Origin of the sequence: Streptomyces sp. NPDC057565, assembly GCF_042801455.1 — a bacterium.
GTDB lineage: Bacteria > Actinomycetota > Actinomycetes > Streptomycetales > Streptomycetaceae > Streptomyces > Streptomyces yanii.
On the sequence record NZ_JBHVFU010000002.1, the window covers coordinates 428065 to 443953 of the forward strand.

The window sequence follows — 15889 nt, forward strand, 5'->3', positions numbered from 1 at the left end:
TAGTGGACACGATTGCCAGTCTGTTCAGCTTTATCACTTACCCCGTTTCGTGGGTCATCGTCCAGTTCCACACGCTGTACGGAGCGATCTTCGGCGATGACACGGGCTGGGCCTGGGGCCTGTCCATCGTGTCCCTTGTGGTGCTGATCCGGATCTGCCTGATCCCGCTTTTCGTTAAGCAGATCAAGTCGACCCGGAACATGCAGGTGCTCCAGCCGAAGATGAAGGCGATCCAGGAGCGCTACAAGAGCGACAAGCAGCGTCAGTCCGAAGAGATGATGAAGCTGTACAAGGAGACGGGTACCAACCCGCTCTCCTCGTGCCTTCCCATCCTGGCGCAGTCGCCGTTCTTCTTCGCCCTCTATCACGTGCTCTCGGCCATCGCCTCGGGCAAGACGATCGGTGTCATCGACCAGCCGCTGCTCGACAGCGCCCGGCAGGCGCACATCTTCGGTGCTCCGCTGGCCGCCAAGTTCATGGACAGCCCGGCCAAGGTCGAAGCGCTCGGTGCCTCGCTGACCGACGTCCGCGTCGTCACCGCGGTCATGATCGTCATGATGTCGGCGTCGCAGTTCTTCACGCAGCGCCAGCTCATGACGAAGAACGTCGACCTCACGGTCAAGACTCCGTACATGCAGCAGCAGAAGATGCTGATGTACATCTTCCCGCTGATCTTCGCCGTCATGGGCATCAACTTCCCCGTCGGTGTCCTCGTCTACTGGCTGACCACGAACGTCTGGACCATGGGTCAGCAGATGTACGTGATCAACCAGAACCCGACCCCGGGCAGCAAGGCGCAGAACCAGTACCTGGAACGTCTGCTGAAGAACGTCACCGCTCACGGGGAGGTGCGCGGCCGGACCAGGCGCAACACGGTCAAGCGGATCGTGGCCAAGGGCTCTGACCGCAACGACATCGAGCGGAAGTTCATCACCGGGCTGGCCAAACTCGGCCTTGCCGCCCAGGAGGACGGCACGGTGACGAAGAGCGACACCGCTCTTGCCGAGGCCGAGGGCGGATCCGCACAGAAGCGCCAGCAGCCCAAGCGTCAGACCAAGGCGAAGCGTCAGAGCGGTACGACTCAGACCGGTGCTGCTCAGCCCGGTGCGGCGAAGGAGACCGACTCCACCAAGTCGGAGGCCAAGACCTCGCTGCAGAAGCAGGACGACAAGCCGAAGCCGGCGGGCAAGCCCGCGTCCGGCTCCTCACGCCAAGCCAAGTCCGGACAGCGCAGGGGCCCGCAGCGGCCCAAGCACCCGTCCAAGAAGTAAGAAGGAGTCCATCCGTGACGGAAGGCACCACCTCCACGGCCGCTGAGGGCAGCGACACCTTGACCCGCCTTGAGCAGGAAGGGGAGATCGCAGCCGATTACCTCGAGGGCCTGCTCGACATCGCCGACCTCGACGGCGACATCGACATGGACGTCGAGGCGGACCGGGCCGCGGTTTCGATCATCAGCGACTCGGCACGTGAACTGCAGAAGCTCGTGGGCCGCGACGGTGAGGTGCTGGAGGCGCTCCAGGAGCTGACACGGCTGGCTGTGCACCGGGAGACCGGTGACCGCAGCCGTCTGATGCTGGACATCGCAGGCTTCCGGGCCAAGAAGCGCGCGGTCCTGGCCGAGCTGGGTGCCAAGGCCGCGGATGAGGTCAAGAAGACCGGTGAGCCGGTGAAGCTGGACCCGATGACGCCGTTCGAGCGCAAGGTTGTGCATGATGCGGTTGCGGCCGCAGGTCTGCGCAGCGAGTCGGAGGGCGAGGAGCCGCAGCGCTTCGTCGTCGTTCTCCCGGCCTGACCGGACCCTTGTTCCGACGGCCCCGTCTGTTCGCAGGCGGGGCCGATCTTTGTCAGCCTGATAGTCAGCCACCCACAGCGCGGTAGTGCGGTATGGAAGGACGGTTCCCGTGACGGCGGAAGTAGAGCTTCCCCAGGCGCCTGAAGAGGCGCGGGCGGTTTTCGGTGAGTTCTTCCCGGAGGCTGTCCGGTACGCGGAACTCCTTGCCGATGCCGGGGTCAAGCGCGGTCTGATCGGTCCCCGCGAAGTGCCCCGGCTGTGGGAACGGCATCTGCTGAACTGCGCGGTGCTCTCCGAAGTGGTGCCCGAAGGTGTCACCGTCTGCGACGTGGGCTCCGGTGCGGGTCTCCCGGGGATTCCACTGGCGTTGGTGCGTCCCGACTTGAAGATCACCTTGCTGGAGCCGTTGCTTCGAAGGACGAACTTTCTCCAGGAAGTCGTCGAGTTGCTCGGGCTGGACCATGTGACTGTGGTCCGTGGCCGGGCCGAGGAAGTCCTCGGGACGCTCCAGCCGGTGCATGTCGTCACAGCCCGTGCCGTGGCACCGCTCGATCGGCTCGCCGGCTGGGGTGTGCCGTTGCTGCGGCCCTACGGGGAGATGCTGGCGCTCAAGGGCGATACCGCCGAGGAGGAGATCAACGGTGCGCGGGCCGCTCTGAGCAAGCTCGGAGTGGTGGAGACCGAGGTGCTGCACGTCGGGGAGGGCGTGGTCGAGCCGATGTCCACCGTGGTACGCGTGGTGGTCGGTGAGAGCCCGGGCGGTGTGAGGTTCGCCGCAAAGAGGGCCAAGGCCGCAAGGGCGAGCCGCACGCGACGGCGGCGCTGAGTCCGGTTAGTTACGCTGCGGAATCGGCTATTACGTACGGTTTGTACCGCCTATCAGTAATGCTCCGCACAAGCAGCCATACGCACTCTGTGCGGAGTGTCGTGCCCCTGTAGCTAGGCTGCAGGGGCATCGTGTTTCACGTGAAACGTCGCTCTCTGCTGCATGGAATCATCGGCCGCGGCCGTAAGGCTGCCGCTCCACGCCATCGCAGGCCCGTAAGGGCTACGGAGTTGTCCACAGAAGTGGATTCATCCACAGAAGAGCGGGCCTCGCTGGTTCACGACCCCGAAAACATGGCAGGCTCTGCTCATTGCGAGCCTGAAGTCGAGGAGAGTGAATCCTTGCGGTCCGACGCCAACATCGCGGGACCGATGACCGATCCGGTCCCCGGTCCCCGAACCGAATCGGCGGGGGACGGTGTTTCACGTGAAACGCCGCCGCCGATGGATGACACACCCATCGGTCGTGCGGCCCAGCTGGCGGTCGAGGCCCTCGGCCGCGCCGGCGAGGGGCTGCCCCGCCCTGACCAGACACGCGTCATGGTGGTGGCCAACCAGAAAGGCGGAGTGGGCAAGACGACCACGACGGTGAACCTTGCCGCCTCGCTCGCACTCCACGGTGCACGTGTTCTGGTGGTCGACCTCGACCCGCAGGGAAACGCCTCCACGGCCCTGGGCATCGACCACCATGCCGAAGTTCCCTCTATCTATGACGTCCTGGTGGAGAGCAAGCCGCTCTCCGACGTGGTGCAGCCCGTACCGGACGTCGAAGGCCTCTTCTGCGCCCCCGCCACCATCGATCTCGCCGGTGCGGAGATCGAACTGGTGTCGCTGGTGGCGCGGGAGAGTCGACTGCAGCGAGCGATCCAGGCGTATGAGCAGCCGCTGGACTACATCCTTATTGACTGCCCGCCTTCGCTCGGTCTGCTGACGGTCAATGCCCTGGTCGCGGGCGCCGAGGTGCTGATCCCCATCCAGTGCGAGTACTACGCGCTGGAAGGACTGGGGCAGCTGCTGAGGAACGTCGATCTCGTCCGGGGACACCTGAACCCCGATCTGCATGTGTCGACGATCCTTCTCACCATGTACGACGGCAGGACCCGGCTCGCTTCCCAGGTGGCGGAGGAGGTGCGCAGCCACTTCGGCAAGGAGGTGCTGCGCACGAGCATCCCCCGGTCCGTGCGAATCTCGGAGGCGCCGAGTTACGGGCAGACCGTGCTGACCTACGACCCGGGTTCCAGCGGATCCTTGTCGTATCTCGAAGCAGCTCGTGAGATTGCCCTGCGAGGGGTCGGGGTGCACTACGAGGCCCAGCACGCCCACTCGGGCAGCCAGAACAGCCAGCAGAACATTTCGGAGGGGATCCAGTGAGTGAGCGTCGTAGAGGATTGGGGCGTGGGCTCGGCGCACTGATTCCCGCTGCCCCGCAGGAGCGTCAGGTACCGGCCTCCGAGCCGGGTGCGGCTTCACCGGGCGCGCTCCCGGTGATGACCGCCGAGCGAGGGGTGGCCGCGGCCAAGGTGGCCACCCTCGCGGCTACTCCCGCTGTACCGGGGCCGAGTGCGCCCGTCTCGCAGCCCGAAGCCTCCTCCGGGGCTACGGACGCTGCGGGAGCCTACTTCGCCGAGGTTCTTCTCGGCTCCATCACTCCGAACCCCCGGCAGCCTCGCGAGGTGTTCGACGAGGACGCGCTTGCCGAGCTGGTCACCTCCATCAAGGAGGTCGGTCTCCTCCAGCCTGTCGTCGTGCGGAAGCTGGGACCGGAGCGCTACGAGCTCATCATGGGCGAGCGGCGCTGGAGGGCCTGCCGTGAGGCGGGTCTGGAGCGCATCCCGGCCATCGTGCGGGCCACGGAAGACGAGAAGCTGCTCCTGGACGCACTCCTGGAGAACCTCCACCGGGCTCAGCTGAACCCGCTGGAGGAGGCAGCCGCGTACGACCAGCTGCTCAAGGACTTCAAGTGCACGCATGACCAGCTGGCCGACCGCATCGGGCGGTCGCGTCCGCAGGTGTCGAACACGCTGCGTCTGCTGCGTCTCTCTCCGCCTGTGCAGCGCAGGGTCGCTGCCGGGGTGCTCTCGGCCGGTCATGCGAGAGCGCTGTTGTCCGTGGACGACTCCGAGGAGCAGGATCGACTGGCCCATCGCATCGTGGCCGAAGGCCTCTCGGTGCGTGCGGTCGAGGAGATCGTGACCCTGATGGGTTCCCGGACCACTAGTACCCCGAAGGCCAAGGGGCCCCGGGCCGGCGGTCGGCTGTCTCCCGCCCTCTCCGATCTCGCTTCCCGGCTCTCGGACCGCTTCGAGACCAGGGTGAAGGTCGACCTCGGGCAGAAGAAGGGAAAGATCGTCGTCGAGTTCGCTTCGATGGAAGATCTGGACCGCATTCTCGGCAGTCTGGCGCCGGGTGAGGGTCGCGTGCTGGAGCAGAGTCTCTCCGAGGAGTCGGCCGAGGACGGCGACGACGGCGAGGGGACACCTGCCGAGTGAGCCGTGAGGCGGGCCGTGTTCGGGTGCTTACCGGAACACAGCCCGCCCTTTGCTTTCTCACGGTGTCGGCTTCATCTCCGGGTGGATACGATTCGTTCTGATATGGCACATCCAGCTTGATCCACCTCGGCGGAGGGAGGGCCATGCGATCAGTGAGCCGCAGCCGACTGGTGACAGTGGGGCTGGGCTTGGGAGCCGTCGGAGGGTTTGTCGGCGGCCTGCTCCGCGAACGGAGTGCACTGACCGCCGCACGTGATGCGGCGGGCGAAGGAAGCGAGGAACAGCCTTCATGGGACGGCGGCTCGTACCGCTCACACTGGATAACCTTCCCGATCTCCCCAAGCGGTGCCGCTCGTGTGTCTTCTGGGAGCTTGATCCGGTCAGTGGGGAAGCTGCGGTAAAGGCAGGCACTCCGGAGCTGGAAAAGGAAGCGTGGATCTCGGCTGTCCTACTGGAGTGGGGATCGTGCGGCCGGGTCGTCTATGTGGACGACGTACCGGTCGGCTTCGTTCTCTATGCGCCACCGGCGTATGTGCCGCGTTCGACGGCCTTTCCCACCAGTCCTGTGTCCCCGGATGCCGTGCAGTTGATGACCGCATGGATCATGCCCGGGTATCAGGGGCAGGGTCTGGGGCGGGTCATGGTGCAGACCGTCGCCAAGGACCTGCTGCGACGAGGATTCAAGGCGATCGAGGCGTTCGGTGATGCCCGGTGGAAGGAGCCGGCCTGTGTACTTCCGGCTGACCATCTGCTGGCGGTGGGCTTCAAGACCGTACGCCCGCACCCGGTGCATCCACGGCTGAGACTGGAGCTGCGCACGACGCTCTCGTGGAAGGAAGACGTCGAACTGGCACTGGACCGGCTGCTGGGTGTCGTGCAGAAGGAACCGGCACTGCGCCCGCTGTGATCCGAGAGCTCGGGAGAATGTGAAACGGGTCCATCCCCTCAAGGGATGGACCCGTTTCACGTGGAACAGTGCACCGTGGTTCTACTCGGCGATGAAGCCTTCGAGGTCGCGGAGGATCGCGGCCTTCGGCTTGGCGCCGACGATGGTCTTGGCGACCTCGCCGCCCTGGTACACGTTCAGCGTCGGGATCGACATCACGCCGTACTTGGCAGCGGTCGCCGGGTTCTCGTCGATGTTGAGCTTGACGATCTCGATCTTGTCGCCGTGCTCGGCTGCGATTGCCTCCAGGGAGGGAGCGATCTGGCGGCACGGGCCGCACCAGGCTGCCCAGAAGTCCACCAGTACGGGCTTCTCGCTCTTCAGGACGTCCTCGTCAAAGGAGTCATCAGTCACGTTCTTCAGGGCGCCGGCCACGGCGGCCTCCTTAACTTCGCGGGGGTGTGGGGTGAGAGGCGTGGATCAGACGGCTGCCGCAGCGGCCTTTTCTTCGTCGGCGAGCACGGCAAGGAAGCGCTCGGCGTCGAGGGCGGCGGAGCAGCCAGTGCCGGCAGCGGTGATGGCCTGCCGGTACGTGTGGTCGACGACATCGCCGGCGCCGAAGACGCCGGTCAGGTTGGTGCGCGTCGAGGGAGCGTCGACCTTGAGGTAGCCCTCGTCATCGAGGTCGAGCTGCCCCTTGAAGAGCTCGGTACGCGGGTCATGGCCGACGGCGATGAACAGACCGGTCACCGCAAGCTCGGACGTCTCGCCAGTCTTGGTGTTGCGCAGGGTCAGACCGGAGAGCTTCTGCTCGCCCTGTACCCCGGCGACTTCGCTGTCCCAGGCGAACTTGATCTTCGGGTCGGCGAAGGCACGCTCCTGCATGGCCTTGGAGGCGCGCAGCGAGTCGCGGCGGTGGACGATCGTGACCGACTTGGCGAAGCGGGACAGGAACGTCGCCTCTTCCATGGCCGTGTCGCCGCCGCCGACCACGGCGATGTCCTGGTCCTTGAAAAAGAAGCCGTCACAGGTGGCGCACCAGGAGACGCCGCGTCCGGAGAGCGCGTCCTCGTTGGGCAGACCGAGCTTGCGGTGCTGGGAGCCGGTGGTGACGATGACAGCCTTGGCGCGGTGCACTGTGCCGGCTGTGTCGGTGACGGTCTTGATGTCACCAGTGAGGTCGACGGCGATCACATCGTCGGGAATGAGCTCGGCGCCGAAGCGCTCCGCCTGGGCGCGCATGTTGTCCATGAGCTCGGGGCCCATGATCCCGTTCTGGAATCCGGGGAAGTTCTCCACGTCGGTGGTGTTCATCAGCGCGCCACCTGCGGTGACGGCGCCCTCGAAGACCAGGGGCTTCAGGGACGCGCGCGCGGTGTAAAGGGCGGCGGTGTAACCCGCGGGGCCGGAGCCGATGATGATCACATTACGGACGTCGCTCACGGGTTTCTTCCTCGTCTCTGCAGACTGCCTACTGTCCACGCCTACTGGGGTCGGTTCAACGACTCTCACCCCACCCAACGGATCCTACGGGGGATGCATTCCCGACGTGCCGGAGCGCCGTTCGGCGCCATTCTCAGGGGCGAGCGTAGGTGCGGGTCAGGAGAAGATCGCCCTTGCCTGCAGGGTCTGTGCGGACGCAGCTCGCATCGATGACATAGGCCTGGACGAGGGCGGCGTCGGTCTCGTGAGGCAGAACGACGAGGAAGGCTTTGGTGCCCTCGTAAGTGCCTTCCTCGACGGCGAGTGCGGCAGTCTTTCGTCCGGTGCTCAGCTGTACGCAGGCGGGGACGGACGCGACGGGAGCACGCAGCGGTGTGTCGGAGGCTGAGGCGGCAGGAGGCTCGCCCCCCGGGGTCGACTGGACATCGACGGACGGCGCCTGCTTCTCAGCGTTGGGACGCTTGGGAGGGGACGCCTCGACATTGCTCAGGAGGGTGTGTACGCGCTGGCTGAGCGGGGAGCCCGAAAACGCGCTCGCTTCCGCCTTCGAGGCACTGGCGCCCATGTCTGCCGCCTTGGACCCTGAGGAGTCCTGGGACGTCTGGACCATCTGGAGCATGAGGACGCTTATGCCCACCGCCGCAGCGCCGAGCGCTGTGCCGAGGACGATGCGGCGGCGCCGTGCCGACCGGCGGCCGGGGCCGCTGGCGGCCCTGGGGTGCCCTGAGGGACGGTCCGGAACGTTGGATTGAGTTTCCCTGTTCTCGGCTTCCAGGCCCCGCGCCCCTTGGTCTCCCGCTTCCTGACCCTGTTCTGCGGCGGCTTTTGTTTCACGTGAAACATCGGCCTCGGCGGCCAGCGCGGCATCGATACGGTCTGCGACATCATTGGGCATGCGCGCGGGAGCGCGCAGAGTGCCGAGCAGTCCGCGGATTTCTTCGAGAGCGGACCGGACGTCGCCACAGAGTGCGCAGTCATCCACGTGGCGGCTCACTTCCGCCGTGCGGGACGGCGAGAGTAGCCCTTCGGTGAGCTCGGAGATCTCCGAGACGTCCGGGTGCTGGGTCGTGTCGGTCGTTGATGTCATGTGCGCCCACCTCCGCCCTTCACTCCAGCAGGATCACTGGTCTCTGCGTCTCTTGGCCCCGATGCGGGTGGGACGGATGCCCTCTGCGTCCGGTTCCTTTCCGTGCCGAGTTCATCGCTCTCTCCGACTTCACCACGGAGGTGGGCAAGGAGGGGGGCCAGCCGAGCTCGGCCGCGTGCACAGCGGCTTTTCACAGTGCCGGTCGGCACCTCGAGGATGCGGGCGGCCTCCGCCACGGGATAGCCCTGCATGTCCACGAGAACCAGTGCGGCCCGTTGTTCGGCGGGAAGCGTGCCGAGCGCCGTCAGAAGTTCGCGCTGCAGATCCTGACGCTCGGCCGGCGCCTCGGCGGACTCGTGGGGCTCCAGGAGTTGTTCGAGCCGCTCGGTGTCGTCGACGGGTGAGGTCTTGCGTGACGCTGCCTTGCGAACCCGGTCGAGGCAGGCGTTGACCGTGATGCGATGCAGCCAGGTGGTGACGGCAGATTGGCCGCGGAAGGTATGAGCGGCTCGGAAGGCGGAGACCAGGGCGTCCTGAACCGCGTCGGCCGCTTCCTCGCGGTCTCCCAGAGTTCGCAGTGCCACGGCCCAAAGCCGGTCCCGGTGGCGCCGTACGAGCTCACCGAAGGCGTCCGGTTCACCGGCTACGTGACGAGCGAGGAGGTCTGAGTCGCTGAGTGGCTCTGAAGGCTCGGCGGCCACCTCCCCTCCCCTCCCTCTGTGTGTCAGGTCCGTCTGTCTATCACGATTCAGGCGAGCGGGGTCAGAGAGATGAGGAAGCTCGGTCCGATGAGTCCTGCAGTCATTCGTTTCTGCTCGCGCAGCAGGCCGACGGGCGGGATGCGTTCCCGTCGGCCTGTGCCGTCAGCCGAGAACGGAGATCTCCGAGATGCCGCCGCGGAAGAGGCTCGCTGACCCATCCGGCGGAAGTTCGGTGATGTGGATCAGGATGTAGCGGGTTCGCACCGGTTCATCGAGGTTCTTCTCCAGGCTGTTCCCGGCCGTAGCGAGATTCGTGAGGCGCTGCGAGAAGTCGGCGAGGGACGACGGCGCGGATGCGCTCTTGTCAGCGGCCAGCACTTCCGCCTTCTGACCGCTGCGGTACATCTCGATCTTGATGCCTCTCACGTCCTGCACACTGCCGAGGTCAACGACTATGCCGCTGCCCTGCTTGCGGTTCGCGAGGTTGCCGAAATTTGCGTAGCCCTTGTACTGAGGGGTGACCCAGGCGGTGTCCGACTTGCCGTCCACGGCATAGGGCACGTCTTCCTGCTTTATCCCCGAGCCGCCGGGCATGAACTCCGTCGCTTCGGCGATCCGCAGCGGCTTGGGCGGAGCGGGAGCGTGCTTGTCACCGTTCTCCGGGTTGGTCTGGGTGCTGCCGGGGTTCCCCGGGTCGTTGTCGCGGTCGAGGAGCGTCTCTGCGAGCTGCCAGCTGCCGAGGCCCAGGGCCGCGATCAGCAATGCGGACACGGCCCATTTGAGGACCTTGCCGGTGCGGCTCTGGAGCGGCGCCGGGGGTACGGCCATCACGGGCTGAGTCACGGGTGCGCCGGGACGGGCGGGTGTACGTCCGTAGGTGCCCTGCTGGTAGGTCGTCCGCTGGTACTCGGGCGGAGCCGTGAACGTGGGCTCGGGCGGGCGGACGCGCGGCATCGCTGCGACGGCCTTGGCGAGCTCGTCCGGGGTGGTGCACGGCTGTTCCTGCCGGGACGCGGTGGCGCCGTCGTTGGCCAGGGCGCGCATGGCGAGCTCGGAGAGACCGCGGTGTACGCCGGCCCGCACCTGGTCGGGGGCGATCAGCCCCACGCCCTTGGGCAGTCCGGAGAGACCGTACGCGTCGTTCTCGTACGGCCAGCGTTGTGTCAGCGCGGCGTAGAGCAGGGCGCCGATCGCCTCCGTGTCCGTGCGCTGCGGACGCTCTGCGGTGATGCCCCGCAGGGCGGAGTTAACGGCGAGGCCGCGGATCCGGTACTGACCGGTCGAGCTCCGCAGCACCGCTCCTGGGGTGAGCCTCAGATGCGCGAGGCCCTCGCGGTGCGCGGCCGCCATGGCCTGGGAGATCTGGCTGACCAGCTGGTACGCGTCGTGAGCCTCCATGGGGCCGGAGGCCAGCAGGGCCGTGAGCTCGGTGGCGTCGGGAAGCCATTCATGGACGACGTAGACAAGGTCGTCCTCCTCGACCGCGTCGAGGACCTGCACGAAGCGGGGGTCGCCGAGCAGGGCGGAGGACCGGGCCGCGGCCAGCACGGAGCGGGCTCGCGGGTGGTCCGCGGGGAGCAGATGGACACCCACCGCGCGGCGCAGTTTCTCGTCGACAGCACGCCAGCTGCTGAATCCGTCCAGTCGGGTGACGCACTCTTCCAGTCGGTAGCGCTGGGCAAGTCTGTGGCCGCTGTGCAGATCGGGGGTCGCCGAGGCGGCCTCCGATCTGCTTCGCTCATCGTCTGCGTCCTGGGGGCTGGTGCCCGCCGATTCCTGGGCTTCTGCCGTCCCGTCGGTCGTGGCCTCGTCCGCCTTGGCGGCCAGCGGCTCATCACCGCTGTTGTCGGCCACGTCGACGGCAGCCGTGCTACGTTCCGCCACCGTCGTTCCTGCCTCCCCATCCGTTGCGCGATGCCAGCCAGCTCTGCACAGTCACGCCAATTGTGCCCACACTCCAGCGCTATGCACGACACACGGAGGCCGACGATGGTTGTGCGGGCCGGTTGATCCTCAGCGTCCGAGCCGCCCCCGGACCATCCCGACCAGGCCGTTGATCTCCTCGATCCGCATGCGCTTCGCCGCGATGAAGAAGACTCCCATCAGCACGGTCCCACCGCAGAGCAGGGCGATCAGCGAACCGAAGGCACCCTCGCCCAGGCCCCGGAGCAGCGCGAAGCCCACGCCACCGCCGAGGATCGCCGCAGGGATCGCCGCGAGACACAGGCGGGCGTAGGTACGGACGACGTGTGCGCCGTCCAGGTCGCCGCCCAGCCGGTTGCGCAGTCGGCGCCAGGCGATGCCCACGCCGACGGCATAGGCCAGCCCGTACGAAGCCGCCATGCCGACGACCGCCCACTGGGCCGGAAGCACCACGTAGCAGAGAGCGGAAGCGGCGGCGTTGACCCCGGCGACGATGACCGTGTTGTAGAAGGGCGTGCGGGTGTCCTCATAGGCGTAGAAGCCACGGAGCACCACGTACTGCACGGAGTACGGGATGAGACCGAGGGCGAACGCCATCAGGATGAAGCCCATGGACCTGGCAGCCTCGGTGCCGCTGGAGGAGTACAGCAGCGTGCACATCGGCACGCCCAGCGCGAGGAACGCGAAGGCGACCGGCACGATTGCCACGGCGGAGTTGCGCAGCCCCTGAGAGATGTCGTCGCGGACCGCGCCGGGGTCGTCGTCGTGGGCGGCCCGGGAGATACGGGGCAGCAGGGCTGCCATGACCGAGACGGTGATGATCGCTTGAGGCATGCCCCAGATCAGCTGTGCATTGGAGTAGGCGAGAAATCCCGTGCCGTTCCTGTCGGAAGCCTTACCGGCGGCGGTTGCGAGCTGCGTGACGACCAGCACGCCGGCCTGGTTGGCGAAGACGAACAGAACGGTCCACTTGGCCAGCTTGACCGTCTTGCCGAGTCCGTGGCCCTTCCAGTCGAAGCGCGGACGGAAGCGGAAGCCGGCCTCGCGCAGATACGGAATCATCGCCAGGGCTTGGACGACAAGGCCGAGCAGTGTGCCGATACCCAGCAGCCGGACGCCCTCCGGCGGAATCGTCTGCACGCCCATGTGGGATTCGGCGGAGGTGCCGTAGACCCAGATGAACATGCCGAACGTGAAGATCATGACGATGTTGTTGAGGACCGGGGTCCACATCATCGCGCCGAACTTTCCACGGGCGTTGAGGATCTGGCCCATCACCACATGCACGCCCATGAAGAAGATGGTCGGCAGGCAGTACCGGGCGAAGGTGGTGGCCACATTGTCGGCCGCCGGATCGTTCGCGATCGTGCTCGACATCAGATGGATCAGCAGGGGAGCAGCGAAGACCGCGATCGCGACGATCACGCCGAGCGCGACCATGACGAGCGTGAGCAGGCGGTTGGCGTACGCCTCGCCGCCGTCCTCGTCATCCTTCATGGAACGGACGAGCTGAGGAACGAAGACCGAGTTGAGCCCGCCACCCACAGTGAGGATGTAGATCATCGTCGGCAGCGTGTAGGCGATGGTGAAGCTGTCACCGAGCAGCGCCGCACCCAGCGCGGCGGTGATCACCAGGCTGCGGACGAAGCCGGTAAGACGGGACACGAGTGTGCCGGCCGCCATCACCGCGCTGGACTTCAGCAGGCCCGAGGCGCGGCCGCCGGACTTCGGCGGGGCGGGCGCCGGGGCCGGTTCTGGCTCGGACGGAGCGGGGGACCCGGCCGGGCCCTCCTGGTCCCGGAACAGGTGAGCAAATGCGTCCGGTTGCTCGTGGTGCTCGGACGCCTGGGTGACGAGGTCGTCCACACCGACGAATTGCGTGGTCGCCGCGTCGTCCCCGTACGGCAGGTACCGGGAGGGGCCGTCGGGCTCGGGCGGCGGGGTCTGCGCCCAGATGCGTGGATCGGGGGCGTACTGCGCCGCAGGCGGCTGCTGGTAGAGCGGCTGCGGCGGCTGGTACGTGCCAGGGGGTGGCGGCGGGTGGGCGGCGCGGTCGTACAGTGCCTCGGTCACCGGGTCCTGGGCGGACAGATCCTGAGCGCGGTAAGGGTCGCGGTCGTACGCGTCCTGAAGGTACGGGTCGGGCGGCAGCGGCACCTGGCCCGGGCCAGGTGGCATCGGGGGGCCACCGGAAGAACCATCTCCGCCCGCACCCTGACCACGGTCACCGTCGTACGGCGCGTTCATCGAAACCCCACCTCATCGTCCCCGGCCGACCGGCCACGACAGACATCGCTCAACGGTCTACTTTCTCACCCGCGCCTGACGGCTCCCCGTTTTCCGGACCGGTGTCCGGCGTCGGGTCACTCGGCTGCTCGGGTTCACCGCCACCGTCTCCGGCCGGGTCGCTTGCGTTGGCACGCTTGCGATGGGTGTACATCCTGATGCCTGCGAGGACCAGCAGCAGAAGCCCGCCGGCGATCACCAGCAACACGGTCGGTGTGACCTCGGAGACCTTTACCGTGAAGGTCATCTCTTCGCCGTACGGCATGTCGTCCTCGGTGTACAGCTGTGCCACAACCTGTACCTGGCCGTTGGCATTCGCAGCTGCGTCGAACTTCACGGACTGGCTGTGGCCACCGGCGATTCGGATCGGCTGCTCGGCCACCGCGCCGCCGTTGTTCAGCCTGAGCCGCGTCGGATTCTCCGACTTCAGCCGGAGCTCCAGATGATCAACACCCTGCAAGAGCCTGTTCTGCACGGTCACCGGGATCGTGGCGCTGCGGCCGGACAACGTGACGTCCGACTTCGAAATGAGCTGCACTTCGTTGATGAGGCCCTGCAGATAGGTGCGCACCGAGTCCCGGTACTGCTGTGCCGCCAGCGGCCTGCCGCGCCACGACGTCGACACGGCCCGGTTGATCGCGTTGCCGAAGGGGGTCACCACCCGCTCCGGCTGAGTGAGGATGACCTGGAAGCTGCCCAGCGAGACCTGGGTGGACTTGATGTCCTGGAAGGCTTGGGTGGGCAGCTCCTGGCTACGAAGCCGCTTCGGGTACTGGGAGGTCCCGGGGACCCTCGTCGTCGCCCGGGCGTCGGGCTCGGCCTCGGCCGCGCTCACGAGGTCGAGAGGCTGCGTCCACCGTTCCCCGTCGAGGGCTTGCAGGGCGTGTGCCATCGACGACGCCTGAGCGGCGGTCGGCATCCGTTGTGGTGCGACGACGATGCTGCGCTCGGTGTCCGTGTCCTGCTCGGTCAGCGCGAGGGTTGTGGCGAGGAACTTCTGAACGGCGAGAGTGGAATCCTCCGCATGCGACATGTCTCCCTCGAAGGCCTTGGAGAGCCGGGAGTCGGCCACGACGGCGGTGGTACCGCCACCGATCGGCCGGGCCGCGGTCGGTGTGTACGGCAGTTTCCCTGTTTCCTGGAGGCTGTCGCTGCGGGCGATCACGTTGTGGGCACCGGCCGACGTGGCGACATCGACGATCGAAGGATCGATCGCGCCGTCTACCGGCCATGCGAAGTCGGTGGACGGTTTCACGTGCAGGATCGTCTCCACCGTCGTGCCGGCCACCTCGGTGGCGGTCTGCAGGTGGCTGAGGGTCCCCGAGACGTTCTTCCCGCGGTGCGCGATGGACGCAAGATCCGGATCGGCGAAAGGCAGCGCCACGACCTTGCCGTCCGCCACTGCCTTTTCCAGTGAGCTGAGCCACCGCTTGGCAACGGCCTGATTCTTCCCGGGCACGGTGGTGTCGCCGACCTTGACGCGGTAATTCCTCGCCATCGCATCGACGCCGGCCAGCAGATCCGGGTCGATCACCCAGGTGACGGGCAGCTGGCTGCCCAGCGAGACCATCTGGTCGAGGCGACCGCCCGGAGCGATCTCGGCCGCCAGGTCGTCATCGGCGAAGACCGGTGTCTGCTGCTCGTCCGAGCCGGTCTCGGCAGTGACATGGGCGGATGCGATCAGCGGCCAGAGATAGGTGAGATGGGTCTTGGAATCGCTCTCCTCCGCCTGCCAGGGAAGGAAGGTGCGCTGGATTCCGAGCACCTGCTCGTACGGGGCGCGGGCGGTCCGCCCGGACAGGGAGACACCGAATTGGTAGACACCTGCGTCGTCGAGCTCCAGCTTGTCGACGGGCACGGACAGCGTGAAGTCCTGGCTGATGCCTGAAGGGAGCTTCGCGAATTCCACCGTGTACTTACCGCCGATCGCTGCCGGATCGCTTCCGGGCACGTACCCGGTGCGCTCCGCGGCAGCGTCGATGGATGTCCTGCCGAAGAGCCTCGGCCCGACACGCAGATCGACCCGGGCGTCGGTGACCGATTCCTTGCTCCTGTTGGTCAGCGTGCCGGAGACGGTGAGCGTGTCCCCCTTGACCGGTGCGCTGGGAGCCAGGGTGTCCAGGGACACATCGACGGTGCTGGAGCCGGTGGGAGCCTTGCTCGCCACGTCGGCCTGCGCCGTGGGCGCGGCCGTGCCGGCCAGTAGCGCTGCCACGAGCGGCGCTGCGACCACCAAGGATGCTGCGCGCCGCAGCCACCGGCGGGCAGGAGAAGGACTGATCCCCTGGATGTCTGCCGCCTCGGCCACGCGCCTACCCGTCCCTCGTCGTCGTCAGCTGCTGTCGATGGTTGTCGGTTGCTGCGTCCCCGCATGGTAACGATGTGCGCGGGGGCTAAGTGCTCGGGTGTGCGCTACATGATCGGGAGAGTCTTGCAGGGCGAGGAGAAACGATG

At 66.8% G+C, this 15889-nt stretch carries 13 protein-coding genes; 6 read left to right on the plus strand and 7 right to left on the minus strand.

Features of this window, described 5'->3' with window-relative positions:
* Nucleotides 1-2: 2 nt before the first annotated feature.
* The 6 genes from yidC (at nucleotide 3) to ACFU8W_RS06000 (ending at nucleotide 6016) form a co-directional block, all read left to right on the plus strand.
* Nucleotides 3-1271, plus strand: coding sequence for a membrane protein insertase YidC (yidC, locus tag ACFU8W_RS05975; RefSeq protein WP_345512706.1), 1269 nt, complete (start codon nucleotides 3-5; stop codon nucleotides 1269-1271).
* A gap of 14 nt (nucleotides 1272-1285) precedes the next feature.
* The gene (locus tag ACFU8W_RS05980; protein WP_030930494.1) at nucleotides 1286-1795 is read left to right on the plus strand and encodes a R3H domain-containing nucleic acid-binding protein; all 510 of its coding nucleotides are present in this window, start codon (nucleotides 1286-1288) and stop codon (nucleotides 1793-1795) included.
* Between the two features lie 109 nt (nucleotides 1796-1904).
* Nucleotides 1905-2621 carry a 16S rRNA (guanine(527)-N(7))-methyltransferase RsmG gene (gene rsmG, locus ACFU8W_RS05985; RefSeq protein ID WP_266983725.1) on the plus strand — a complete coding sequence of 239 codons (717 nt, stop codon included), beginning with the start codon at nucleotides 1905-1907 and terminating at the stop codon, nucleotides 2619-2621.
* Nucleotides 2622-2914: 293 nt separating this feature from the next.
* On the plus strand, nucleotides 2915-3991 hold the full coding sequence (locus tag ACFU8W_RS05990; protein WP_078840446.1) for a ParA family protein: 1077 nt from the start codon (nucleotides 2915-2917) through the stop codon (nucleotides 3989-3991).
* The gene (locus ACFU8W_RS05995) at nucleotides 3988-5109 is read left to right on the plus strand and encodes a ParB/RepB/Spo0J family partition protein (protein WP_384032620.1); all 1122 of its coding nucleotides are present in this window, start codon (nucleotides 3988-3990) and stop codon (nucleotides 5107-5109) included. The genes ACFU8W_RS05990 and ACFU8W_RS05995 overlap by 4 nt, the downstream gene beginning before the upstream one ends.
* A gap of 289 nt (nucleotides 5110-5398) precedes the next feature.
* A complete protein-coding gene (locus ACFU8W_RS06000; RefSeq protein ID WP_266983721.1) occupies nucleotides 5399-6016 on the plus strand; it encodes a GNAT family N-acetyltransferase in 618 nt (205 codons plus the stop codon).
* An 81-nt stretch (nucleotides 6017-6097) separates the two neighbouring features.
* Here the strand turns inward: ACFU8W_RS06000 and trxA are convergent, their stop codons facing one another.
* The 7 genes from trxA to ACFU8W_RS06035 all read right to left on the minus strand — a co-directional run bounded on the left by trxA (nucleotide 6098) and on the right by ACFU8W_RS06035 (nucleotide 15743).
* The gene (gene trxA, locus ACFU8W_RS06005; protein ID WP_030930508.1) at nucleotides 6098-6430 is read right to left on the minus strand and encodes a thioredoxin; all 333 of its coding nucleotides are present in this window, start codon (nucleotides 6428-6430) and stop codon (nucleotides 6098-6100) included.
* Nucleotides 6431-6475: 45 nt separating this feature from the next.
* The gene (gene trxB / locus ACFU8W_RS06010) at nucleotides 6476-7438 is read right to left on the minus strand and encodes a thioredoxin-disulfide reductase (protein ID WP_384032622.1); all 963 of its coding nucleotides are present in this window, start codon (nucleotides 7436-7438) and stop codon (nucleotides 6476-6478) included.
* Nucleotides 7439-7571: 133 nt separating this feature from the next.
* The gene (locus tag ACFU8W_RS06015; RefSeq protein WP_384032623.1) at nucleotides 7572-8525 is read right to left on the minus strand and encodes a hypothetical protein; all 954 of its coding nucleotides are present in this window, start codon (nucleotides 8523-8525) and stop codon (nucleotides 7572-7574) included.
* Complete coding sequence (gene sigM, locus ACFU8W_RS06020) at nucleotides 8522-9226, minus strand: RNA polymerase sigma factor SigM (RefSeq protein WP_384032625.1); 705 nt, start codon at nucleotides 9224-9226, stop codon at nucleotides 8522-8524. The genes ACFU8W_RS06015 and sigM overlap by 4 nt, the downstream gene beginning before the upstream one ends.
* Nucleotides 9227-9388: 162 nt before the next feature.
* Nucleotides 9389-11110 (minus strand): serine/threonine protein kinase, encoded by a 1722-nt coding sequence (locus ACFU8W_RS06025; RefSeq protein WP_384032627.1) that lies wholly within the window; start codon nucleotides 11108-11110, stop codon nucleotides 9389-9391.
* A 129-nt stretch (nucleotides 11111-11239) separates the two neighbouring features.
* Nucleotides 11240-13396 carry a murein biosynthesis integral membrane protein MurJ gene (murJ, locus tag ACFU8W_RS06030; RefSeq protein ID WP_384032629.1) on the minus strand — a complete coding sequence of 719 codons (2157 nt, stop codon included), beginning with the start codon at nucleotides 13394-13396 and terminating at the stop codon, nucleotides 11240-11242.
* A gap of 49 nt (nucleotides 13397-13445) precedes the next feature.
* Nucleotides 13446-15743 carry a DUF6049 family protein gene (locus ACFU8W_RS06035; RefSeq protein WP_384032631.1) on the minus strand — a complete coding sequence of 766 codons (2298 nt, stop codon included), beginning with the start codon at nucleotides 15741-15743 and terminating at the stop codon, nucleotides 13446-13448.
* Nucleotides 15744-15889 lie beyond the last annotated feature (146 nt).